We start from the raw sequence: 23,329 nt of genomic DNA on the forward strand, positions 1-23,329 counted from the left end.
CCACAAACTAGAAGGCAAGCTATGAGCCAACCACGCAAAGCGATCATCACCGGCGTATCCGGACAGGACGGCGCCTATCTGACCCGGCTGCTGCTCGACAAGGGCTATCACGTGACCGGCACCTACCGGCGCACGAGTTCGGTCAACTTCTGGCGCATGCGTGAGCTTGGCGTGCTCGATCATCCGAATCTGCGTCTCGTCGAACACGACCTCACCGACCTCGGCTCGACGCTGCGCCTGCTCGACGGCACGCAGGCCGACGAGCTGTACAACCTCGCCGCGCAGAGCTTCGTCGGCGTGTCGTTCGACCAGCCGGTGACCACCGCCGAAGTGACCGGCGTCGGCGCGCTGAATCTGCTCGAAGGCCTGCGTATCCTGAGCCCGAAGACACGCTTCTACCAGGCGTCGACCTCCGAGATGTTCGGCCTCGTGCAGGCGGTGCCGCAACGCGAAAGCACGCCGTTCTATCCGCGCAGCCCGTATGGCGTCGCGAAGCTGTTCGCGCACTGGTCGACGATCAACTATCGCGAATCGTACGACCTGTTCGCGAGCAGCGGCATTCTGTTCAATCACGAATCGCCGCTACGTGGCCGCGAATTCGTCACGCGCAAGATCTCGGACACGGTCGCGAAGATCAAGCTCGGCAAGCAGGACGTGCTCGAACTCGGCAACCTGAGCGCGCAGCGCGACTGGGGCTTCGCGCTCGAATACGTCGAGGGCATGTGGCGCATGCTGCAGGCCGACGCGCCCGACACCTTCGTGCTCGCGACCGGCCGCACCGAAACGGTTCGCGATTTCGTGCGCATGGCGTTCACGGCGGCCGGCTATCAGCTGGAATGGGCGGGCAAGGACGAGCGCGAGACCGGCATCGACGTCGCGACCGGCAAGACGCTCGTGCGCGTCAATCCGAAGTTCTATCGGCCGGCCGAAGTGGACCTGCTGATCGGCTGCGCGGACAAGGCGCGCGACACGCTCGGCTGGCAACCGCAAACCTCGCTCGAACAGCTTTGCCAGATGATGGTGCAGGCGGACATCGCGCGCAACGAGCACCACGAGACGTTCTAACACGGCATCCGTGTGCGGCGGGGCTCGCCGCACACTGCCCCGTCAACCCGCCAGTTTCCGGAACGTCTCCAGCACCGCATCGCCCTTGAACGGCTTGACGATCCAGCCCTTCACGCCGGCGGCCTTGCCGCGCTCCTTCATCGCGGGGCTGCTTTCGGTCGTCAGCATGATCACGTTGACGGTCTTGTTCGCGAGTTCGCCACGGATTTTTTCGACCATCGTCAGGCCGTCCATATTCGGCATGTTCACGTCGCTGACGATCAGGCGGATATTCGAATCCGTTTTCAGCTTCGCAAGGCCATCCTTGCCGTCGATGGCCGTCGCGACGTCGAGACCATTTTTCGCCAGAAAACCCGCGACTTCATCGCGTACCGTGCTCGAATCGTCCACCACCAGAATCTTTGCCATAACCATTCCCTTGCGTCACCGACGCGTCGTATCAAAACAGATCGAGTTCGCCGGACTCGACGAGATCGTCGACATCCACCGCGTTTTCAGAAAAATCTTCGGGTGACCAGCTCAGGTTGAAAACGAAGCGCTGGTCGAGCGACACCGACTGTCCGCTCGCGGCGTCGCTCAATCGATATTGAAACCGCAACTGCGGATTGTCCGAGCCGAACGAGATGTAGCGATGCTTGTGATTGACCAGCAGTGGCACCTGCACCTGCACCTGACTTGCATCGCGAGCGTTCTGCTGACCGAGGAAGCGGTCCTTGAATGCCCCCCAGATCAGATTGGTCAATTCGCCGAGCACGTCGTTCAGATCGCGAAAGCCCGGTTGCCCCGCGCCCATGCCGGGCTCGCGTGCCGCGCGATCGCGATCGATCATGCCGAGCAGCGGCTCTTCTTCGGCCTGCATCAACATATAGCCGCGACACCAACTGCCTTCGAGCGGAATCAGGCTGAAGACCTCGCCGAAGATGATTCGATCGCGCACGATACTGGGCGTGTCGCGTTGCACCGTGACGCCGTCGAACAACGTGGCGAGCCGCGCTTGCGTGATCTCCGCGATACCGCGCACGAGCGCGTTCGGGAAGTCGAGGCTGAAGATGTATCGATCGACGGCTTCACGCAGCGCCGTCAGATCGGCGGCATCGAAATGCGCGCATGCCGCGTTCGTCAACGGCTTCGGAAGCCGTTCGAGCGGCGCGTGGCCGCTCGAACGCAGGATCACCGGCAGTTCGGGGCGCAAGGCATTGATGCGCGCGGCGCTCGTCGCCGCCTGCTCGACCGAGCCCCCGTAGTTATCCGCCAGCAGAACGCCGCCGAGATCGATATTGGTGGCCAGTACTGAGCCGAGGCGGTTGCTGTCGCGCACCTTCAGTGCGATCAGGTTGTGTTCGTCGAAAAAGAGCTTCAGCGCTTGCGCGTGTGCCGGACAGTCGTCGAGCACGAGCACCTTGCTGACGGGCTTGCTGGTATTCATCGTGTTTCAGTCTGCGAATGCAGTGTTGAGGGGCTAGAAAAGTTCGAGTTCGCCTTCCGCCTCGTCGGCCGTGGCGAGTTCAGCCTTGAAATCGAGGGGCGCCTGCGCGCATAGACATAACGTGACACCCAGCCGGGCCGCACCGCCGATCGTCAGCTCGTACGCCCACACGTGATCGGGCCGCAACTCGTCCAGATACTCGGCACAGGCGCTGTTCAATTCATACGGCGTCGACATGCCAAGATCGGGGAAATGATCGACCAGTTGCTGGTTCATGTAGCCGCAGCACAGGTTGCCGAGTTCCATCAGCGTTTCCGACAGCGAACGCGTCGTGTCGCCGCTGGCGTAGTAGGCGTGCGTCGCGTCGTCCTTGCCGAAATGCAGCACGAACAGCAGACGAAAGCCGATCGACGAGATCGTCAACGCCATCGCGCAAGGTCCGGCCGGATGATCGCGATCCCACCTCGGCACCGCCGTGATCTCGCACGAATCGCCCGGCGTCGCGGGCAATCTCGCGCGGGCCGCGTGACAGAAGATGTCCGCGATGCTTTGCTTCGCCTGATCGGTAATCACGCCGCGGCCTGCTCGAGCCGGGATTGGAACTGGGTCGCCAGCACTTCGACGCCGCCGAGCGACGCCGTGATCATCTTGCCGCCGGCCTGGATGTCCTGGAACGTCGCCGCCGTCGTCAGGTCGTTGCGATGCAGGCTCTCGCGATAGCTCTTCGACAACTCCTGCGAGCGCGACGCCAGCGAGCGCACTTCGCCCGCGACGATCGAAAAGCCGCGACCCGCGCTGCCGGCGCGCGCCGCTTCGATTGACGCATTCAGCGAAACGATCAGCACGTGCTGCACGATCGACGACAGCTCCTGGTTCTTCTCGTGCATGTCGCGGTTCTGCGACATCAGTGAAATCATCTGCTCGTGCCAACGCTCGAACGTGATGGTCAGCGTCTTCAGACGGCCCGCCTCGTGCGCGATCCGCGTCGCATGCTGCAGCCATTCGTCGCTTCGCGAACTCGCGGCGTCGAGCGACGCCTGCAACGCTTCGCGATCGTGCGCGCACTGCCCGGCTTGCGCGCGCAGATCGGCGAGCACCGACTCCAGTGCGGCGCGCTCGCTGTTGGCCTGCTCGCCGAGCCGGACCGCCGCGTCGAGTTGCTGCTCGAGGGCCTGCCGCGCGAGCGCGTCGACACGCTGCGCCTGCGCACCCGCGCGAAGCTTGCGACGATAAAAAATTCCCGTCGCGAGTGCGCAGAGAATACCGCCAACGCCTGCGGCCAAAAGATAACTTTCAAGCACAACCTGCTCCCATCGCTTCGATCAATCCATCAGGCCGTCAGCCTGCTACCGCATCCGCGTCACGCTCGCGCGCTGCATCGGCGGACGCGTCGAGACTGTCCACCGCCCAGTCCTCGGGGAACGACACGACGGTCTGAAAGCGGCGATAGTCCGCGCCGCGACGATCGTCGGTGAAACGCAATTCGATGCGGCCATGCTCGCGCCGCACGAAATCGCGCACGGCATCCATGCCGACGCCGCGGCCCGAAATCTCGCTGACGGTCTGCGCGGTCGAGAAGCCGGAACGGAAAATCATCTCGGCAATCGCTTCGTCGCTGAGCGCGGCATCGGCGTCGATCCAGCCGCGTTCGATCGCGGCCCCACGGATTTTCGCGAGCGCGAGACCGCGGCCGTCGTCGCTGATGGTGATCTGCAGCGCGTGATGGTCGACGCCCACTTCCAGTTCGATGACGCCGGCCGGATCCTTGCCGTTCGCGATACGCTCGGCGGCAGGCTCGATGCCGTGGTCGACCGAGTTGCGCAGCAGGTGCGTGAACACATTGCGCAGCGTATGGCTGACCTCGCTGCGCACGCGGTAGCCGTTGTTGTCGATGCTGACGACCGGCGCCGCCTTGCCGAGTTCGGCCGCCAGAGACGGCAGCGAGTCGAGCACGCCCGCGAGCGCTTCGTAGACCGATTCGGTGCCCAACAGACGCAGTTCGCGCTGCAACGATTCGCGCATCGACACGAGCGCGTCCCGGTCGGCCGGATCGGCGCTTTCGAGCAGATCCAGCTGCTTCTGGATCAACTCGCGATCGACCATCAGGTAGCGATCCACCGCGCCGCTCTGGCCCGGCCCCTTGCGGCCGAGGCTCACTTCGTTGATCGTCGCGTAGGTTTCGAGCGCGGCCTTCACGCGCTGCAGATCCTCGATCAGAAGCTGCTGGTCCCACGCTTCGCTGCTGTCAGCGCGGCGCAATGCGTCGTAGCGCTGTTCGGTTTCGTGGACGATGCCGGTCAGATGCTGAAGGCTGTACGTGCGCGCATTGCCCTTGACGGTGTGCATGTTGCGGAAAAGCTCGGCGACGGCTTCGTGACTCGGCTCGTGATGCTGACGGATGATCCGTTCGTTCTCGCTGATGAAGCCCGTCGCGCTTTCGACGAAGTGATGGAACTTCTCCTGGCTCACCGCGAGAATCTCGCCGATCATTTCCAGCCGGCGCTTCTGTTCGCCGGCCTCGGCGGCGAGCGCGCGCAGTTCGGTCACGTCGCGCACGCACAGCATCAAACGCAGCACGACGTCGTGTTCGTCGGTGATCGCCGACCAGCTCAGGTCGAGCGTCTTCACGCGGCCATCGGCCATCGGCTTGGCGATCTCGTTGACGAGCAGGTGCTGATTGAACTCGAAGTTCATGCTGTCTTCACCGATGCATGCCTGCAGCGCCGCTTCGATCTGTGAGAGCGCATCGCTGTTGATCTCGGTGCCGCCGAACACCAGATCGAGCAACGGACGGCCCGCAATCTCGCGCGTCTCGAAGATGGCCTCGAGATAGGCGGAGTACTCCGGATGCACGACCACGCCTTCGACCACCGTCAGAATCCCCTGCTGCATGTTTTGCAGCATCGCCTGGATATCGGCGGTCTTCTGCTTCAGTTGCAGCGAGCTTTGCTGGATCTTCTCGATCATGCCGTTGAACGCGACGATCGAATGACCGATCTCGTCCATGCGTCCGACCGGCACGCGGCGCGTGAAGTCCTGGCTCGCCGCGATCTCGCTCATCTCCACCTGCATGCGGCTCAGCGGCCGGGTGATCTGGCGATACAGCAGCGCGCTGATCAGCAACAGCACGACGATGGCCGCGCCGGTCGCGGCGCCGATCGCCGTCGTCGTGGTGGCGAGCGCGCTGTTCAGTTCGTCGATCGCGGCATCTTTCTGGCGGTTCTTTTCGATCCGCAGCGTCTCGACGATGCCTTCGAGTTCATCGCGGTATTGCGCGACGTTCGCGAACAGATAGGCCTGCGCCAGTTCGTTCTTGCCGTCGGCCTTCATCTTCGCGGTGTCGTTGACCGCGTTGAAATAATTCGCGAGGCTGTCGCGCGCCTGGCTCACGAGCCCGGTTTGGGCCTGACCTTGCGCGGCCTTCGCCTGCACGTCGAGCGCCGCCTGCAACGACGCTTCCTTGCTCTTCAGCAGGTCTTGAGCCTGCGAGACCATGTTCGCGTCAGGCGCATAGACGAGCGTCATCATCGCGAGCTGCACGTCCTTGACCTGCGATACGAGGTCTGCCGACGCGAGCGCGCTCGGCACGACGCCCTGGGTGACCTGCCTGACGTTGGCGGCGCTGTTGCGGGTCTGAAGCACGGCGTATCCGCCAATGGCGGATAGCGCGACAAGCATCAGAATGACGAGAAGCGTAATGCGGTGGCGGATGGTCATCTGAAAATCCCCGAGATCTGAAAATACAAGGTCCCCGCTTTCTGGCGGGACGCCCGTGTGTTTTTGTACTTTCGGGCGCGGGGATTATCGTCGCGGATGTGTGACGTAAACGTGACGAAGTCGACGCCGGGCGCCACGTTTCAGGGATTTGAAAAATAAGGTCGGAAAATCGCGGCCAAGGGCTGATCCGGGCTCAAGTTCAACGGGAAAGTGCCGTTATTTGTGGCCTATTTTTTTTGCCGGTCTTGCGGCGACATGAACGCGAGGCCCGAACGCAGCGATCCGAGCCTCGCCCCTTTTTTCATTCGATTGAACCGCGGCCGCTGCGCTTCAATGCAGCACGTTCCCCGCAATCGCTTCGGCATACACCGCCGCGACCCGCTTCGCGATCACCGCGTTATCGAAGCGTTCGCGCGCATAGCGGCGGCATGCATCCGCATCGGGCAACTTCAGCGTACCGTTCAGCGCGCCGGCGAGACCCGCGGCGATCGCAGCTGCGCCGGTCTCCGGCAACACCAGATCGGGCGACAATCCCGCCACCGCCTCGGGCAATCCGCCGACCGGCGTCACCAGCACGGGCGTGCCCGACGCAAGCGATTCGACCGTGATGAGGCCGAAGCCTTCCAGCGCGACGGTCGGCACGACGCTGATGTTGGCCGCGCGATACAGCGCCGCCAGATGCTGATCGGGCACGAAGCCGAGCAGCTTCACGTTGTGTTCGAGCCCCGCGTCGGCGATGCGCGCCTCTAGCTCACCTTCGAGCCGACCCTTGCCCGCGATCAGCAGCAGCACGTCGGGCGCGCTGCGTTTGAGCAGCTTCACCGCATCGATCAGATCTTCGAGACCCATGCGCCGCACCAGCCGTCGCACCGCCAGCACGATCGGTCGGTCCTGCGGCAATTGCAGACGCAGACGCGCCTCGGCCTGCGTGATCGGCAGATTGAACTGCTCGACATCGACGCAGCCCGGCACCACGCGCACGCGCTCCGGCGAGATGCCGTAGCGCGTCGTGAGAATCTTGCCGAACGCGTCGGACAGTACGATCAACCGCGACGAACGCGCATATACCGACTGCTCCAGATAACGCTTCGCGCGCTGGCCGAACGAATCGGCGCCTTCGACGTGGCTCTCGTCGGCCCACGGTCCCTGAAAATGCGACACCTGCGGAATGCCGCGCGTCACGTCGAGCCCCGGAAACGTATAGAGCGCGAAGTGCGACGAAATCACATCGGGCCGCGACGTGCGGATTTCGTGGCGTAGCGCGCGGCGTGCCGCCATTAGCCGCAGCGGCAGCGATTGCGCGGCGGGGCCGAAGCCGTTGATCGCGCCACCGGTATCGGCCGCGACTCTCGGCGAGCCGGCGACGACGCCGCGCACCGCGACGCCCGCGCCCGGCAGCGCGCCGACCAGCGAGTAGTACATGCGGTCGAGGCCGCCCGCGCGTTCGGGAAACCAGTGCATCCCGATCTGCAGTGATTTGATTGAGCCAGTCGTCATGATGGTGTGCCCCTGTGTGTTGCTTGCGGTGAGTTGCTATGTGTAGACGTGGATGGCGCGCCTCTCGCGGTCATTCCACGCTCTTCTGTCCGGCGAGATGGTTCAGCGTCAGCGCATCGTTCTGCGCGACGACCGTCGCTTCCGTCTGGCTGCGCCGGCGGTTTTCCTGCTGCCCCGCCAACTGCCGGTACAGCGCGATGTATTGCGCGGCCATGCGCGCCCAGCCGAAGCCGGTCGCGAGTTCGCTCGCGGCTTTGCCCATCGCGTGGCGCGCGCCGTCGTCGCCGGCGAGTTGCGCGATCGCGCGAGCGAGCGCTTGCGGGTCGTCGGGATCGTCCAGCACGATGCCGCACTCGGGCGTGATGATCTCGGCGCCGCCGGCCGTGCGCGCGGTCACGACGGGCAGCCCCGCCGCCATCGCTTCGAGCAGCGACAGACTCATCGCTTCGTAGCGCGACGGGAACACGAACGCGTCGACCGAATGCATCAGCACCGGCATCTCCTTCACGAGCCCGAGAAAATGCACGCGATGCGCGATGCCGAGCGCCTTCGCCTCGTCCGGATACGGGCTGCCCGGCAGAAAGCCGGCCACCGCGATCTGCACATGCTCGGGCAGATGCTTCAACGCGGCGAGCACGGTGCCGAGATTCTTGCGCGGCGTGCGCAGGTCGCCGACGAACAGCAGCAGGAACACATCGTCTGGTAGCCGGAACTTTGCGCGATCGCCGCTCGCCGCCGCGAAGCCCTGCGTGTCGACGCCGTTGTAGATGACGTCCACGCGGTTGCGCGGCGTGAGACCGATCGCGCGGATTTCGTCGGCGACCTTCTGCGACACCGCGGTGATCACCTTCGAGCGCCGGTACGCCCAGCGCTCGAGCAACGCGTTGCAGCGCGTATAGACCGACTGGTACGCGGACCACACGCCCTTCGTGAGACCGAACGGGTAGTACTTGCTCGCGAACCAGCCGCTATGCACGAAATGCGAGGTATTGACGTCGGCGCGCATCCAGGTGATGAAGCCGTTCACGTGCAGCACGTCGTAGTCGCGGCGATGCGCGCGCAGCCACAGTGCGCTCTTCGCCGCGAACACCTGCTGGCGCAGCAGATTGGTGGGCCACCAGCGGCCGATCTTCACCGGCGCCCAGCGCACGTTAGGATGCGCGAGCAGCTCGGGCGCCACGTGCGACGCGACCAGCGTCACGCGGATGTTCTCGTCGAGCGCCGCGCGTGCGATCTCGTGGTTGACGCGCCCCTGGCCGTCGTTATGGCGCACTACGTGCGTGACAATGGCGACTCTCAATCCGTGCCTCCGTGGAGAAATAGCGTGCGTGCGCGGTTCATTTTTTCGTGGTGAACCGCGGAAAGAATCGAAAAAGCGCCCATGAAAAGCAGCAGGCCGCCGGTGCCGACCAGCGAGTTCGTGAACACGAGCATCGCGAAGGTCGCAAGACACAGGCTCAGGCACGCGGAGACGAACTTGTCGTCGCGCAGCCTGAACGAGCCGAGCACCGCGCGGGTCAGCAGCCACACGATGCCGGACATGTACAGCAAGGTGCCGGGCCAGCCGAGCACGAACGGAATGTTCATCACGCCGCTGTCGAAGTTGCCGTACTGGCCGAGCTGGCCGCCGTCGTTGGAAAGTTTCGTCGAGGTGCCGGTCGCGCCCATGCCCTCGCCCGAGACGTCGGTAAACGCGGTCTTCGCGAAGGTCGCGTAGAACTCGTTGCGCGCCGCGTAGCTCTGGTCGTCGTGCAGATTGACGATCGTGTTTAGCCGCGCCTGCATCCGCTCGGCCACCGGACCCACCGCCAGCAGCGGCACGCACAAGCCGGCGAGCAGTACCGCGCTCGCGACGATGCGCACGCGCACCTTGTTGTTCGACTTCACGAGCTGGATCAAGAGCGCGATGACCCAGCCTCCCCACGTCGAGCGCACGAGGCTCAGCGCGAACGAGAAGAAGCCGAGCGCGGCGGCGATCCAGCGCACGCGATGCTGCGCGGCCATCACGAACACCATCGCGCCCATCATCGCGAACGCGAACGGGCCCGACGAGTTCATCGTGCTGAACACGCGTACGCCCATCGGCACCGGGTCGCCCTGCGAGTTCATCTGCGAGCCGAGCATCCACAGCGCGTCCCACGGCGGCATGATGAAAAACTGGATCAGGCCGTAGCCGCCCATCACCAGCATCCCCCAGATGAACGTGTTGATGATCGTGTCGCGATACTGCGGATACTGGCGCGTGTGCGCCATGATGTGAAAGCCGATCAGGATCGGGTAGAGCCAGTTCGCGAGGTCGTAGGTGGCCGCGAGCGGGCCGCTCGACATCACGCCGATCAGGAACGCGTAGATCAGGCCGAGCAGGATCAGCAGCACCGGCAAGCCTCGGCGCTGCGCGAGCAGCCGGTAGTAGCGCAGCAGCGACAGCCCGCTGATCATCGTGACGGCGAGCGGCGCGACCTGGATCAGGCTCGTCGGCGTGAACGCGCCCTTTGACCAGTCGGCGAGACGCCGCACTTCGGGGCTCAGGAACCACAGCCACCACATGAAGCCGATGTAGCGCGCCGGGCTCTTGAAGTAGAGCCACAGACCCGTGAGGATCGCCAGCACCGGGAACGCCAGCGTGAGCACCGTGCCCTGATGCGCGACGATCAGCACCGCGGCGATCAGCCACAGCAGGAGCGGCGGCAGCCATTCTCGCGGGCCGCCTGACAGCATCCCGCTCGCGGCGTGTTTTGCAGGGCCGGCGTTGGCCGCGCCTGGCGGCGGCAACGGGTTCGCGCGCGGAATCGTCGACATCGCTTATAGGCCTCCGCGCGATTCGCGCCCGGGTGCGGCGGGCTGCGCGTGCGTGGCCGCGCCGGCATGCGCGCTCGCCTGCCCGCGCGCGCTCAGCATCTCGCGCGTGATCCGCACGTGCTGCATCGCGTAGTGCTGGGTGGTCAGATCGCGCGCGAGCAGACCGGCCGCGGCTGCCTGTGCCTGGCGCAGCGCCTCGTCAGGCTCGGCGGCGAGCCGGTCGAGCGCATCGCGCAGTGCCTGCGGATTGAACGGCGGCACGTAGGCGGCTTCGTCGGCGGGAAAATAATCGCGCAGCGCGCCGACGTCGGTCGCGACCATCGGCTTGCCGACCGCCGCCGCTTCGAGCATCACCGTGATACCCGACGCGTGCGAGTTCGGCCGCAGCGGCACGACGATCACATCGGCCCAGTCGTACAGTTCGTGCTGCTTTTTGATGCCGGAAAACAGCGCGATCTCGACATTCGACGCGCGCAGCGACGCGGGAATGCGCCGCCGCGTCGCGAGCTTCACCGTGTAGCGCGGATCGTTGCCGACCGCCTTGATCAGCGTCTCCCAGTCGCGGTCGCGATCGTTGCCGATCGCCGCGATGCGCAGCGGCGTGCGCGGCGTCCACTGCGTCGGCGCGGTGACCGGGAAGTCGCGCGTGTTCAGGCCGTACAGCAGCGGCGTCGCGTCGCGATGGAAATAGCGTTGGCACAACCCGGCGTTTTCGCTAGCGAGTGTGGTCAAGCGATCCGCCCGCGTCAACAGCTTGCGATACAACCAGCTGCGCACGATGCCGTACGACGGCCACTTGTCGAGCAGCCACACGCTTTGCGCGAGCAGCAACGGCGACGCACCCGGCCCCGCCTTGCGCCCGCACAGCAGCAGCATCAGCGCGGCGGCCAGCCATTCCTGCTCGGTATGCGTCCAGATCACGTCCGAGCGCAGCATCTGCGCGCGATTGCGCCACGTATGGATGAAATCGAAGCCGAGCGCGGCCTTCAGCGCGCGCCGTACGAGCCGCACGGGCCGGCTTTCGCGCGCGTCTTGCGAATAAGTCAGCGCGAATGCTTCGGACTGCGCATGGTGATAACCGTACAGGCAGCCGATATCGTCGCCCTTGCGATAAAAACGCGGATCGGCGCCGTAAAAGAGATGAACGTGAACCTTCGTACTCATGCGGACACTCCGCTTTTCGACAGCGCGCGCCGCGCCTCATGGGCGCCCGCGCGAACCTCGCGCCAGCGCGACAGCTTCAACTGCGCCTGCTTCGACAACAGCGCGAGCGCCGCATGCGTGAGGCCCGGATAAAGCCGTGTGCCGACCAGCGTCCACCACCACCACGCGGCTTCGCGGCGCAGCGGCGGCAACTGGTCGCGCAGGATCAGATGGAAGTTGAACGCGGCGTTACGCAGCGCGGCCATCGTCTGCGCGTCGCGTTTGTCGTCGTCGAAACGCTCGGCCGGGAAATGATCGACCGCGATCTGCGGGTCGTACACGAGCTTCCAGCCCGCGTTTTTCACCGCGAGGCTGAACGCCATGTCGTTGTGCACCTGCGCGCCCGCGCCGCGCAGACGTGCGTCGAAGCGGATCGTGCGCACCGCTTCGCGCCGGTAGCTCATGTTGGCGCCCTTCAGGATGTCGACCTCGCGCGCCGCACCGACACCCAGATGATGATTGCCGATGATCTTGCCGTGCGCGGTCACCTTGCCGACCAGCGGCCGCTCGCCGTCGAGCACGCGGCCTTTCTCGTGCACCCAGTCGCGCCCGCCCAGCGCGCCGAGGCGCGCATCGGCTTCGAACGCGGCCGCGATGCGCTCGACCCAGTCGTGGCGCGGCGCGGCGTCGTCGTCGGTGATCGCGATCACGTCGCCGCTCGCGGCGTCGAGCCCGCGATTCAGGGCCGCGACCTGGCCGGGTATGTCCACCGGCGCGATCACGAGCGGCAGGCGGCCGCCCGTAGACGGATCGCGCAGGCACGCATGCGTCGCGTCGTCGTCGACGCGCGCGACCACGATCACTTCGTCGGGCGCGCGCGATTGCCGCTCGAGCGCCGCGAGGCAGCGCGCCAGATCGGCCGGGCGGCGATAAGTCGGTACCAGTACCGTCAGTTTCATCGTGATCTCCTCTGTTCCTGTCGTGCAGAAGTCGGTGCTCGAGTGCGGAGTCCGCGTCACGTGCTCAGGTATGCCTGAGTCGCCGCGTAGCCGCGGTCGTAGCCGACCCGCGAGCGCGCCGGCATGCCGTTGAAGATGCCGCCCTGCACGTGGACGCCCGCCGAGCGCAGGCGTTTCAGCGCATCGGCCAGCTCGAGCTCGCTGTGCATGCCCGAGCGCATCACGAAGAACGTCGAGCCCGCATACGCGCCGATGATCGACGCATCGGTCACCGCGAGCACCGGCGGCGTGTCGATCAGGATCACGTCGTAGCGCTTCGCGAGGCCGTCGAGATACTGCGGCAGACGCGGCGACATCAGCAGCTCGGACGGATTCGGCGGACGGCGGCCGCACGAGATGAAGCTCAGGCCTTCGATGCTCGAACCGCGAATCGCCTCCTCCAGCGAGATCTGGCCGCTCAGCAGCTCGGACAGGCCGTTTTCCTGCAAGCCGCCCACGTAACGTTCGAGCGTGCCGCGCCGCATGTCGCCGTCGATCAGCAACACGCGCTTGCCCGAATGGGCGAGCAGCATCGCCAGGTTCACGCTGAGGAAGCTCTTGCCGACGCCGGCCATCGGCCCCGTCAGCATCACGATGCGGTTGCGCGCGTCCATCAGCGTGAACTGCATCGCGGTGCGCAGGCTGCGCAGACTTTCGATCGTCACGTCCTTCGGCCGCGCGTTCGCAAGCACCGGACGCAGCCGTTCGCCGCCCCGCGCGTAGCTGTTTTCGAGCTGCACCTGCTCGGCGCTTTGCGGCACGAGCCCGAACACCGGCAGATGGAACGCGCGCTCGACGTGATCGGGGTCGTCGATGCCCTTGAACAGATTGCGGCGCAGGAACACGAAACCGGTGCCCGCGATCAGCCCGAGAATCACGGCCGCCGAGATGATCAGCATCTTCTTCGGCTTGACCGGCGCGCCGGGGCGCAGCGCGGCGTCGACGATATGGACGTTGCCGCCGGTGCCCGCCTTCTGCACCGACAGCTCCTGCACGCGATTGAGCAGCAGCACGTAAATGTCTTCGGCGACCTTCGCGTCGCGCTGCAACTGCACGGCCTTCACTTCGGTGGCCGGCAGATTGCGGAAGCGGTCCGCGTATTTGGTGCGCTGCGCCTGCAATTCGGCCATCTGCTGACGCGCGGCGACGAGCGTCGGATGGTCGTCGCCGTAGCGCTCGGCGAGCTGCGTCATCTGCAGACGCAACGCGGCGATCTGCTGCTCGTATTGCACGCTGCCTTCGAGGTAGACCTTCGCCTCGTCGCTCGCGTTGATCGAGCCGGACTGACGTTGATAAGCAGTCAGCGCGGCCTCCGCGCGTTCGAGATCGGCCTTCAGGCGCGGCTCCTCGCTCTTCAGGAAGTCGAGCATCCTGCTCGCGTCGGCCTGCTTGTTCGACACGTGCTCGCGCAGATACGACTGCGCGAGCGCATTGGCGACGAGCGCCGCATGCTCGGGACTCTTGTCCTCCAGCGAGATCTGGATCACGCCGGTCTGCTTGCCCTGCTCCTGCACCGTGATCGCCGACTGGAACGCGGTGATCGCATCGAGATCGTTCGAGCGCACGACGGTGAACTCCTGCCCGGGGCGCGCGATCAGCGTGTTGACGACCATCGTCACGCCCCCGCCCTGTGCCTGCTGCCCGACCTGGCCGCGCAGCAGCAGCGAGCCGTTCGGCGCGAACAGTTCATAGTGCTGCGCGTCGATCACGCGCAGCAGCAGCTTCTCGCCTTCGAGCGACGGCGTCACGTCGATCGAATCGACGTCGACTTTTTCTCCGCCCCATGCGTAGGACGTGAGCCCCAGCCACGCGCGCGCGGGCTGGCCCGGCGTGGCGAGGCGCGCGGCGATGCTGCCGAGCAGCGGGATCGTCTTCGGCGTAACGCTGAAGTTCAGCTTGAGCTGCTGCACGACCGGCGCGACCACGCCACGGCTCTTGATGATTTCGATCTCGGCGTCGGTCGGCAGCGACGTCGAGCCGCTGGTGATCGCGGCGCCGGTCTGCGTTTGCGTGAGCGCCTGCGACATGCTGTCGGACTGCTCGACGCGCACGTGCGCATCGGCCGAATAAGTCGGCTTGGCGAGGTAGCAGTATGCGACCGCCATCGCGACGATGATCGCGGTGATCGCGAGCAGCCACCAGATGTCGTCGAGGATCACCTGCACCAGTTGTCCGAGGACGACGTCTTCTTCTTCGGTCTTGATCGGACCAGCCATGTGTGGAGAGAGTTGATTGCTCACTGTTCCATCCCGTGTCGTTGGCTTCGGCTTTCGCGTCAGCGGTACTTCTGCTTTCGTTGCACGTCCCGCAGCGCCCGGACAACAGCGGCGCGGGACGTTACAGGCCAAACGTTCAGCGCGTCAGCTGCTTCAGATAGAACAGCGTCTGCACGCTCGGCAGCACCTGCTGCAACACACGGTTGAACGTGGTCGACGCGGCGGTGCCCACGTACACGACGTCGAGCGGCTGCAACTGGAACTGCGAGGACAGCATGATCGAGTCCGGCTGCGTCATGTCGAGGCGGAACACCTCGGGCGTGGTCGGATGCTCGCGCATGCCGCGCATCACGTAGATCTGGCGCGGATTGGCGTCGGTGTTGAGGATGCCGCCCCCTTGCGTGAGCGCGTCGGCGATCGTCATGCGGCCGCGCGCGATCGGCACCTGGATCGGCGTCTTCACTTCGCCCAACACGAAGATGCGGCTGTCGGTGCGGTCCGGCACGTTGACCACGTCGCCGTTCTGCAGCATCACGTCCTGGGTGGTATCGCCCTGATCGAGCATGCGATCGGCATTGAGCACATAGAGCTTGTGGTTGCGCGTGAGTCGCACGCGCTGGATGTCGGCGTCCGGGTTCGTGCCGCCCGAGCGCGTGATCGCGTCGACCAGCTTCAGCGGCACGTCGCTGACCGCGAGCGGTCCCGGCTGCTTCACTTCGCCCGTGACCTGCACCTTCTGGCCGCGATACGACAGCACGCGCACGTCGACCTGCGGATTGCGGATATAAGGCACGAGGCGGGCGGCGAGCTGATCGCGCAGCTCGGTCGTGGTCTTGCCCGCGGCCTGGATGCGGCCGACGAACGGGAAAAAGATCGTGCCGTCGGCGGCGATGGTCTGGCCGTACGGATCGGCCTGGCCCGGCAGCGCGGCCGTATACGGCTGCTGCAACGCACCCGCGATCGTCTGCGTGGTATTGCCGCCCGAGGACAAGGTACTGCCCTGCGGCGTGGTCAGCTCGGGGTGATCCCACACGGTGATGCCGAGAATGTCCTGCGGCGCGAGGTGGTACACGTACAGCGACGGATCGGACAGCGCCGCTGGCGGCAACGGCTGGATTTTCGCGGCGGCGGCTTGCGCCTGCGCCATGATCAGGTTCGCGTCGATCAGATGGACCGGATAGGTTTCGCTCGGCGCATGATCGTTGTCCTTGAGCCGCGACGTGTCGAGGTAATTGCCCGGTGCGGTCGCGCAAGCCGACAAAAAGGACGTCAGCAGAAGTGAGGCGGCGAGCTTCGTGCGCAAGCTCGCGAATGAGTTTTCGATGCGGGGTTTCTTCAGCATATTTTTTTCAGCCATCCCATGACCAGATGTTCGATGAGCACGAGACTCTCCCTGTATTCGTTTTCCGCGCCGCCGTGCGGATCGGCGACGTCCGAATCGGCTTCCCACTTGCCGAGCGGATAGACCTTGCCGCGCGCGGACGGATCGAGCGCTTCGACCTCGCTCACCTGCGCGCGCTCGGTCACCAGCACGAGATCTGCCGCGCGCACGAGCGATCGCTCGAGGCGCCGCGCGTGGTGAACGCCGGCCGCGACGCCGCGCTCTTCGAGCAGGCGCCGCATCACCGGGTCCATGCCGTGGCCGTTCACCGCACGAATGCCCGCCGAATGAAACGCGATAGGTGAGGCCCCCGAGCGCGGCGCGCGCGCCTGGCTCGCCTTGAACAGCATCTCGGCGGCGGGCGAGCGGCACACGTTGGCGTGGCACACGATCAGAACGTTGTCGAACATGGCGGACTCTCTCGCGCGGCGATCGCGGCGGCTTCAGCGGCCGGAGGCTGCCGTCGCGGCGAGGTCCGCCACCTGCATCGAACCTTTCGCGCCGACACGCGCCGGCGCGTTGCGCAACGCGTGCCGCCGGCCGATCGCGTGATACTCGATGCCGAGTTCGAGCAGCACGTCCGGCTCGTACAGATTGCGGCCGTCGAAAATCAGCGGCGTCTTCAGGATGCGCTTCAGCGCATCGAAATCTGGACTCTTGAAGACCTTCCATTCGGTCAGGATCACGAGCGCATCGACGCCGCTCGCCGCTTCCATCTCTTCACTCACGAACGAAAGTCGCGCATGCTGCTGCGGCACGTCCTTCAGATCGAGCGCGAGCACGCGCCTCGCTTCGTCGATCGAGACCGGGTCGTAGGCCTTCACGCGCGCGCCGCGGCCCAGCAGCCCGGCGATCAGCTCGCGGCTCGGCGCCGCGCGCATGTCGTCGGTATTCGGCTTGAATGCGAGACCCCAGACGCCGAACGTGCGGTCCGACAGATCCTCGCCGAGACGCGCGACGATCTTCTGCGCGAGGATCTGCTTCTGTGCATCGTTGACCGCTTCCACCGCTTCGAGAATGCGCAGGTTCGCGTTGTGATCGGCCGCGGTGCGGATCAGCGCCTGCACGTCCTTCGGAAAACAGGAGCCGCCATAGCCGCAACCCGCGTAGAGGAAGTCATAGCCGATGCGCGGATCGGAACCGATGCCGCGGCGCACCGCTTCGATATCCGCGCCGACGCGATCGGCCAGATTCGCGAGCTCGTTCATGTACGAGATGCGCGTCGCGAGCATCGCGTTGGCCGCGTACTTGGTGAATTCGGCCGAACGCACGTCCATATACAGCGTGCGCTCGCGATTGCGGTTGAACGGCGCATACAGGCGCTTCATCAGTTCGCGCGCCTTTTCGCCGGGCACGTCCTCGTCGCAGCCGAGCACGATGCGATCGGGCCGCGTGAAGTCTTCGATGGCCGCGCCCTCCTTCAGGAACTCCGGGTTCGACACCACCGAGAACATCTGCTCGACGCCGCGCGCGGCCAGCTCGGCGGCAACCACTTCGCGCACGCGCGAGGCGGTGCCGACCGGCACCGTCGATTTGTCGACGATCACCTTGAAGCCGGTCATATGGCGGCCGATGTTGCGCGCGGCCGCGAGCACGTATTGCAGATCGGCGGAACCGTCCTCGTCGGCCGGCGTGCCGACCGCGATGAACTGGATGTCGCCGTGCGCGACCGCGGCCTCGACGTCGGTGGAGAACGTCAGGCGCTTGGCGCGGCGATTGCGCGCGATGATCTCCTGCAGCCCCGGCTCGTGGATCGGCACGCCGCCGTTGTTGAGCACGTCGATCTTGCGCGCGTCGACGTCGAGACAGAACACGTCGTGGCCGATGTCGGCCAGACACGCGCCGGTCACGAGGCCGACATAGCCGCTACCGATGATCGTCAGGTTCATGGATTGCACCTCGGTAAAAAAGTTGATTCAGGAATGCGCTCGCGCGATGCGTGGCATCGGCGCGGCCCGGCACCCCGCGTTCAATAGGCGTTGCTGCCCGCGAAGCCCTTCCACAGCGTCAGCACGACGATCTTGATGTCGAGCCAGAAGGTCCAGTGCTGCATGTAGTACAGATCGAGCTTTACGCGGCCCATCATCTTTTCGATGCGATCGGTTTCGCCGCGATAACCGTTGATCTGCGCCCAGCCGGTAATGCCCGGCTTGATCCGGTAGCGGTGCATGTAGCCCTTCACCAGATCCTTGTAGATGTCGTCGTGCTCGAGCGCATGCGGACGCGGACCTACCACCGACATCTCGCCGCGCAGCACATTGATGAACTGCGGCAGCTCGTCGAGGCTGGTGCGACGCAGGAACGCGCCGACCGCGGTGATGCGCGGATCGCGCCGCGTCGCCTGGGTGATCTTGCCGGCCGCTTCCGTGTGGACCTTCATCGAGCGGAACTTGAAGATCTCGAACTCGCGGCCGTCGATGCCCTTGCGCCGCTGGCGGAAAAACACCGGCCCCGGCGAGCTGAGCTTCACCATCAGCGCGATCGCGAGCATCAGCGGCGACAGCGCGAGCAACGCGCCGAACGCGAACAGGCTGTCGAACACGCGCTTGGGCAGCACGCGCAGATCGGTGATCGGCGAGGCGGCCAGATTGATCGCGGGCACGCCGAGCAGCTCGACCATCGGCTGATTGAACAGCGTCAGGCTGCCGACGTCGGGGATGAAGCGGATGTTCACGAAGTCGTTGCGCAGATCCATCACGAAGCGATGAATCGCCTTCTCCTTCGAGATCGGCAGCGCGAGCCACAACTCGCGGATCGCGCGCTGCCGTACCAGTTCGATCATGCGCTGATAGTCGCGCTCGACCGGCACGCCCGCGACCGCGTGCGCCGCGTCCGGGTCTTCGTAGGGATTGATCGTGCCGTCCTCGTCGAACACGACGACGGGCTTGAAGCCAGCTTCGGGACGGCCGCGCATCTGTTCGATCAGGAAGCGGCCGTACGGCGCGCCGCCGACGATCGCGACCGCGCGCTGATTGAAGCCCTCGCGGCGCAGCCCGCGCAGGATCGAATAGACGATCACCTTCGTGACGACCAGCAGCACGATCGACGCGAGCGCCCAGTAAACGAGCCACAGCCGCGACAGGCTGTCGGCGCGGTGCACGCTGAAGCTGATCAGCACGCCGGTCACTTCGACCATCAGCCAGCCGCCCGTGACGCGCGACAGCAGATCGTAGAGCGGCTTGCCACGCCACGACTGATAGATGCCGAGCGGCGGGAAGAACACCACCACGAGCAGGCAGCCGAACGCAAGCGACACGCTTTGCATATCGTCGAGCCATACCACTCTGCCGCTGTGCACGCCCGCCGCCAGCACCGCGGCGAGCGCGACCATGGCGATGTCGATGATTCTCGCTAGAACGCTCAGCATGCGCCGCCCCTCTGTTCGTCAGTCAAGTGCGATCCGTCGGTTGGTTGAAATGGCTGTTGCATGCGGGTCTCATCGTTGGGCTTTTTTATTTCCGATCTGCCTGGCGGCGCGACTGGACTGAATGAGCCTGAATGGCCAGACCGCAAATTCCGAATGCGAATGAGTGAATACCCTTGTTCATACCTCAATAAAGCGGTATTAAAATTCCCACGACAAGACCGCAAAAAATCTCAAATTGTATCGGTCAAAATTTCGCCATTTTTTATGCATTTTGTGCGGTAATTGTTGCCGCAATGCGGCCCGACATAACATTCCGGGCAGCCCATTCGAGCGCTTTCATGTAGAAGCTTTCGCTTTGCCAACAGTTCTGGCGCGAAGCTCTGGCGCCACTCGCGCTGTCATTCTTGCGCATCATTAAGCGAAAAAAATGCTTGCTGATTTTTTTCAGGTAATTTTTATTTATAAATAAATCGACGAGACATTTTTTGGTGAATTTCGAATAAATTCGACGCGCCTTTTATCGGAATTGTATTTAACGCGCTTTTATTGATTCGCGACTTCGTGATAAAACTCGACGCATTCATCCAGCCTCGAGGAGAGTTCACCATGACAGCTCCGGCCCCGGTCACGCCTGCCGGCACCCGGCCCACCCCCGCCCAATCGCCCATGCCCTCAACCGCAACCAGCGTCAAGCTCAAGGTTCATCCCGTGATTCTCGCGGGCGGCTCGGGCACCCGGCTGTGGCCGATGTCGCGCGAGCAGCATCCGAAGCAGCTGATCGGTCTGCTCGGCGAAGAGTCGCTGCTGCAATCGACGACCCGCCGTCTCGATGGGCTCGAAGCCGGTTATCCGCTTGCCGGCCAGCTCGTGGTCGTCGCCAACGAAGAACAGCGCTTCACGACGGCCGAACAATTGCGCACGAGCGCCAGGCCGAGCCGGCTGATACTCGAACCCGTGGGCCGTGACACCGCGCCCGCGTTGACGGTGGCCGCGTTGTCCGTCGCCGCGCAGGATGAAGACGGCATCATGGTCGTGATGCCCGCCGATCACGCGGTCACCGACAGTGCAGGATTTCACGCGGCGCTCGCCGCCGGCGTACAGCATGCGGCCGCTGGCCATATCGTCACCATGGGAATCGTGCCGACGCGTGCCGAAACCGGCTACGGCTATATCCGCATCGGCGCGCCGCTCGGTTCTGACGATGCGCAGACCGCAGCAGCGGCTCGCCCGGTCGCGCATCGCCTCGACCGTTTCGTCGAAAAGCCGCATCTGGAACTCGCGAAGCGCTATGTCGAATCACGCGAATACTGGTGGAACAGCGGTATTTTCATCGTGCGCGCATCGACGTGGCTCAAAGCGATCCGCCATTTTCAGCCGGCCATTTACGCAGCATGCGAATCGGCCTTCGCGGGCAGCACGGCGGACGGCGACTTCTTCCGGCTGCAACGCGATGCGTTCAGCGGCTCGCCGTCGAATTCGATCGACTACGCGGTGATGGAAAAGCTCGGCGCCGATCAGAGCATCGCGTCGGGCGTGGTCGTGCCGCTTGCGGCCGGCTGGTCCGACGTCGGTTCGTGGGACGCGATCTGGGACATCAGCGAAAAGGACCCCGATCGCAACGTGAGCCGCGGCCGCGTGATGTTCGAAGGCGCGAACTCCACCTTCGCGCATTCCGAAGGACGACTGATTGCCTGCGTCGGCACGCAGAATCTCGTCGTCGTCGAGACCGCCGATGCGATTCTGGTCGCCGACAAATCACGCGTGCAGGACGTCAAGAAGATCGTCAACCGGATTCGCGAGGATGGCGGGCTCGAAGCGGCCAATCATCGCAAGGTGCATCGGCCGTGGGGCAACTACGATTCCGTCGACACCGGCGAGCGCTTCCAGGTCAAGCGGATCGTCGTGAAGCCGGGCGCGCGGTTGTCGCTGCAGATGCATCATCACCGCGCGGAGCACTGGATCGTCGTGCGCGGCACCGCGCTCGTCACGCGCGGCGACGAACGCTTTATCGTGTCCGAAAACGAGTCGGCCTATATTCCGCTCGGCGTTACGCATCGCCTCGAAAACCCGGGCAAGATGCCGCTCGAAATGATCGAGGTGCAGTCGGGTTCGTACCTCGGCGAAGACGATATCGTGCGCTTCGACGATACGTACGGAAGGCAATGAGGCGCGACCGGTCGCAATGACGAAGCGGGAACCGGCGGCGGCGCAAAGCGGCCGCGGGGACCGCCGGGCTCATCCCACGTATGAGATGAGTTCTTTGTAGGTTGCGGATAAGCGCTCCGCGGTGCCGCTGTCGGTCGTCACCGTGGGCGTGCTTGCCCCGCCCGCGGTCGCGGTGTCCGACGGATAGCGGCGCAGCGTCCCGCGCAATGCATTCAGTGATGGCTTCAGCGGCCCGTGCAACGGCGCGCCGTGATTGCCCGGGTGATTCGCGATGCCATTGACCGATGCCGGTTCCGGCGCATGACGCAGGCCTGACAACGAACGGTCCGCGGACCGCTGCGCAAGGTTCGCCGACGCGGGCGCGGCCGTTGCGTGGACCATCGTCGTGGCCGCCGCGTCGGTCGCGCATTCGCGATCGATCCACTGACGCGCCCAGTCGAGCGCGAACTGCTGCGCGTGCTGCGCATCCGCGAAGCGCGGGCCCACGAGGCCAGAGCGCTCGACGCGCTTGCCGTCCCTGATGATCTCCGCCCACCCGCGATACATCGCATTCGGCACTTCCTCGACCACCACGTAGATCAGATAACCGCGCGAATCGGCGACCTGCATGCCGCGCGGGGCGAGGCCTATCGTCAGCGACGGGCGCGGGTCGTCGACCGCGACGGGCTCGACCGTGCCGGATGCGGCCGGTTCGACGCGCATCTGCGCCGCCGTCGCGGACGTCGCCACTGCGGACGTCGCGAACGCCGATGTCGCCACCGCGCTCGCCGGCGCAAGCCCCGACAATTGCCGCGTGATGTCGCCGATCGGATCGGCCGTACGCCATTGGCTCAACGCGCTCGCAACGCCGGGCGCCTGCCACGACTCGGGACTCTTCCACGACACGCCGCGCAGATTATTGTCTTCGCGCGGGCTCGGGGTTTGCGCAACCGGTGCCGCAGGTCTGGCCGTAACGGGCGGCGCCGGTTGGGGAATGTATGCGAACGTGCGCCCGCTCTGCGACAGCAGACGGACCATTTCCAGCAGTGTGCCGTTCAGTTGCCACTCTTCGAAGCGGCGGCGGCAGGTGGGACCGGACGGATAGCGGCCCGGCAGCTTCGACCACGGCTCGCCGGTGGTCATGATCCACAGCACGGCGTTCGTCACGATGCGCGGTTCGGCGCGCGGCCGGCCGCGCCGGTTCAGACGGACGGCCGGCTCGTCGGAGACGAGCGGCGCGAGCAGCGCCCATTCGTCGTTGTTTAGCTCATCGAAAAACATTGGATTTTCTCCACGCGGCCTGGCCTGGCCGCGGCGTTGGGCCTGCCACGGATTCTCAGCGTTCACGACCCGTGTGCGGCCCTCGGTTGCACAAATTTGTTTGGTCCGTTCGGCTCGCTGGAGCAGCCCGCCCACACGTGGTGCGGCTCTTCCCTATTACGAAGCACAAAACGCGGTCTCACTCGTGCGTGGGAAAATTTGTGCACGAAGCATACCATTCCAATCTTTGCATGAGTACAGTTGAGACAAGTGTTACGGATAGAAACAATCTTGTCGGTTTCGCTGCGTCGATTC

The 23,329-nt window shown here is 64.9% G+C and carries 18 protein-coding genes; 2 read left to right on the top strand and 16 right to left on the bottom strand.

Going from position 1 to position 23,329, the window contains the following annotated elements; genetic code table 11:
- Positions 1 to 21: 21 nt before the first annotated feature.
- Positions 22 to 1,065 carry a GDP-mannose 4,6-dehydratase gene (gmd, locus tag HDG34_RS33080; protein WP_184043711.1) on the top strand — a complete coding sequence of 348 codons (1,044 nt, stop codon included), beginning with the start codon at positions 22 to 24 and terminating at the stop codon, positions 1,063 to 1,065.
- 42 nt (positions 1,066 to 1,107) lie between these two features.
- On the opposite strand, the gene HDG34_RS33085 is transcribed toward gmd, so the two are convergent.
- The 15 genes from HDG34_RS33085 to HDG34_RS33155 form a co-directional block, all read right to left on the bottom strand.
- Positions 1,108 to 1,473 carry a response regulator gene (locus HDG34_RS33085; protein WP_018418019.1) on the bottom strand — a complete coding sequence of 122 codons (366 nt, stop codon included), beginning with the start codon at positions 1,471 to 1,473 and terminating at the stop codon, positions 1,108 to 1,110.
- A 31-nt stretch (positions 1,474 to 1,504) separates the two neighbouring features.
- The gene (locus HDG34_RS33090; RefSeq protein ID WP_184066614.1) at positions 1,505 to 2,491 is read right to left on the bottom strand and encodes a chemotaxis protein CheX; all 987 of its coding nucleotides are present in this window, start codon (positions 2,489 to 2,491) and stop codon (positions 1,505 to 1,507) included.
- Between the two features lie 33 nt (positions 2,492 to 2,524).
- A complete protein-coding gene (locus HDG34_RS33095) occupies positions 2,525 to 3,064 on the bottom strand; it encodes a hypothetical protein (protein ID WP_184066616.1) in 540 nt (179 codons plus the stop codon).
- On the bottom strand, positions 3,061 to 3,792 hold the full coding sequence (locus tag HDG34_RS33100; protein WP_184066618.1) for a methyl-accepting chemotaxis protein: 732 nt from the start codon (positions 3,790 to 3,792) through the stop codon (positions 3,061 to 3,063). Before HDG34_RS33100 ends, HDG34_RS33095 begins: the two co-directional genes overlap by 4 nt.
- Before the next feature lie 37 nt (positions 3,793 to 3,829).
- Positions 3,830 to 6,208 carry an ATP-binding protein gene (locus tag HDG34_RS33105; RefSeq protein ID WP_184066620.1) on the bottom strand — a complete coding sequence of 793 codons (2,379 nt, stop codon included), beginning with the start codon at positions 6,206 to 6,208 and terminating at the stop codon, positions 3,830 to 3,832.
- A gap of 330 nt (positions 6,209 to 6,538) precedes the next feature.
- Positions 6,539 to 7,705 carry a glycosyltransferase family 4 protein gene (locus tag HDG34_RS33110; protein WP_184066622.1) on the bottom strand — a complete coding sequence of 389 codons (1,167 nt, stop codon included), beginning with the start codon at positions 7,703 to 7,705 and terminating at the stop codon, positions 6,539 to 6,541.
- A gap of 70 nt (positions 7,706 to 7,775) precedes the next feature.
- Positions 7,776 to 9,005, bottom strand: a complete 1,230-nt coding sequence (locus tag HDG34_RS33115) for a glycosyltransferase family 4 protein (protein ID WP_184066625.1) — start codon at positions 9,003 to 9,005, stop codon at positions 7,776 to 7,778.
- Complete coding sequence (locus HDG34_RS33120; protein ID WP_184066628.1) at positions 9,002 to 10,504, bottom strand: glucose-6-phosphate isomerase; 1,503 nt, start codon at positions 10,502 to 10,504, stop codon at positions 9,002 to 9,004. Before HDG34_RS33120 ends, HDG34_RS33115 begins: the two co-directional genes overlap by 4 nt.
- 3 nt (positions 10,505 to 10,507) lie before the next feature.
- Positions 10,508 to 11,668, bottom strand: a complete 1,161-nt coding sequence (locus tag HDG34_RS33125) for a glycosyltransferase family 4 protein (RefSeq protein WP_184066631.1) — start codon at positions 11,666 to 11,668, stop codon at positions 10,508 to 10,510.
- Positions 11,665 to 12,606: a glycosyltransferase family 2 protein gene (locus tag HDG34_RS33130; protein WP_184066634.1), complete on the bottom strand. Its 942-nt coding sequence runs from the start codon at positions 12,604 to 12,606 to the stop codon at positions 11,665 to 11,667. The genes HDG34_RS33125 and HDG34_RS33130 overlap by 4 nt, the downstream gene beginning before the upstream one ends.
- A 56-nt stretch (positions 12,607 to 12,662) precedes the next feature.
- Positions 12,663 to 14,861, bottom strand: a complete 2,199-nt coding sequence (locus HDG34_RS33135; RefSeq protein WP_184066711.1) for a polysaccharide biosynthesis tyrosine autokinase — start codon at positions 14,859 to 14,861, stop codon at positions 12,663 to 12,665.
- Positions 14,862 to 14,997: 136 nt separating this feature from the next.
- Positions 14,998 to 16,203: a polysaccharide biosynthesis/export family protein gene (locus tag HDG34_RS33140; RefSeq protein ID WP_184066636.1), complete on the bottom strand. Its 1,206-nt coding sequence runs from the start codon at positions 16,201 to 16,203 to the stop codon at positions 14,998 to 15,000.
- Positions 16,197 to 16,652, bottom strand: coding sequence for a low molecular weight phosphotyrosine protein phosphatase (locus tag HDG34_RS33145; protein ID WP_184066639.1), 456 nt, complete (start codon positions 16,650 to 16,652; stop codon positions 16,197 to 16,199). Before HDG34_RS33145 ends, HDG34_RS33140 begins: the two co-directional genes overlap by 7 nt.
- A 33-nt stretch (positions 16,653 to 16,685) precedes the next feature.
- Positions 16,686 to 18,131 carry a UDP-glucose/GDP-mannose dehydrogenase family protein gene (locus tag HDG34_RS33150; RefSeq protein WP_184066642.1) on the bottom strand — a complete coding sequence of 482 codons (1,446 nt, stop codon included), beginning with the start codon at positions 18,129 to 18,131 and terminating at the stop codon, positions 16,686 to 16,688.
- Positions 18,132 to 18,211: 80 nt separating this feature from the next.
- Complete coding sequence (locus tag HDG34_RS33155; protein WP_184066658.1) at positions 18,212 to 19,609, bottom strand: undecaprenyl-phosphate glucose phosphotransferase; 1,398 nt, start codon at positions 19,607 to 19,609, stop codon at positions 18,212 to 18,214.
- A 606-nt stretch (positions 19,610 to 20,215) separates the two neighbouring features.
- Between HDG34_RS33155 and HDG34_RS33160 the strand changes: the two genes are divergently transcribed.
- On the top strand, positions 20,216 to 21,775 hold the full coding sequence (locus HDG34_RS33160; protein ID WP_409259670.1) for a mannose-1-phosphate guanylyltransferase/mannose-6-phosphate isomerase: 1,560 nt from the start codon (positions 20,216 to 20,218) through the stop codon (positions 21,773 to 21,775).
- 69 nt (positions 21,776 to 21,844) lie between these two features.
- Here HDG34_RS33160 and HDG34_RS33165 read toward each other — a convergent pair whose 3' ends face one another.
- Positions 21,845 to 23,035: a transposase gene (locus tag HDG34_RS33165; RefSeq protein WP_184066661.1), complete on the bottom strand. Its 1,191-nt coding sequence runs from the start codon at positions 23,033 to 23,035 to the stop codon at positions 21,845 to 21,847.
- Between the last annotated feature and the right edge of the window lie 294 nt (positions 23,036 to 23,329).

This window comes from Paraburkholderia sp. HC6.4b (genome assembly GCF_014200875.1).
Taxonomy (GTDB): domain Bacteria; phylum Pseudomonadota; class Gammaproteobacteria; order Burkholderiales; family Burkholderiaceae; genus Paraburkholderia; species Paraburkholderia tuberum.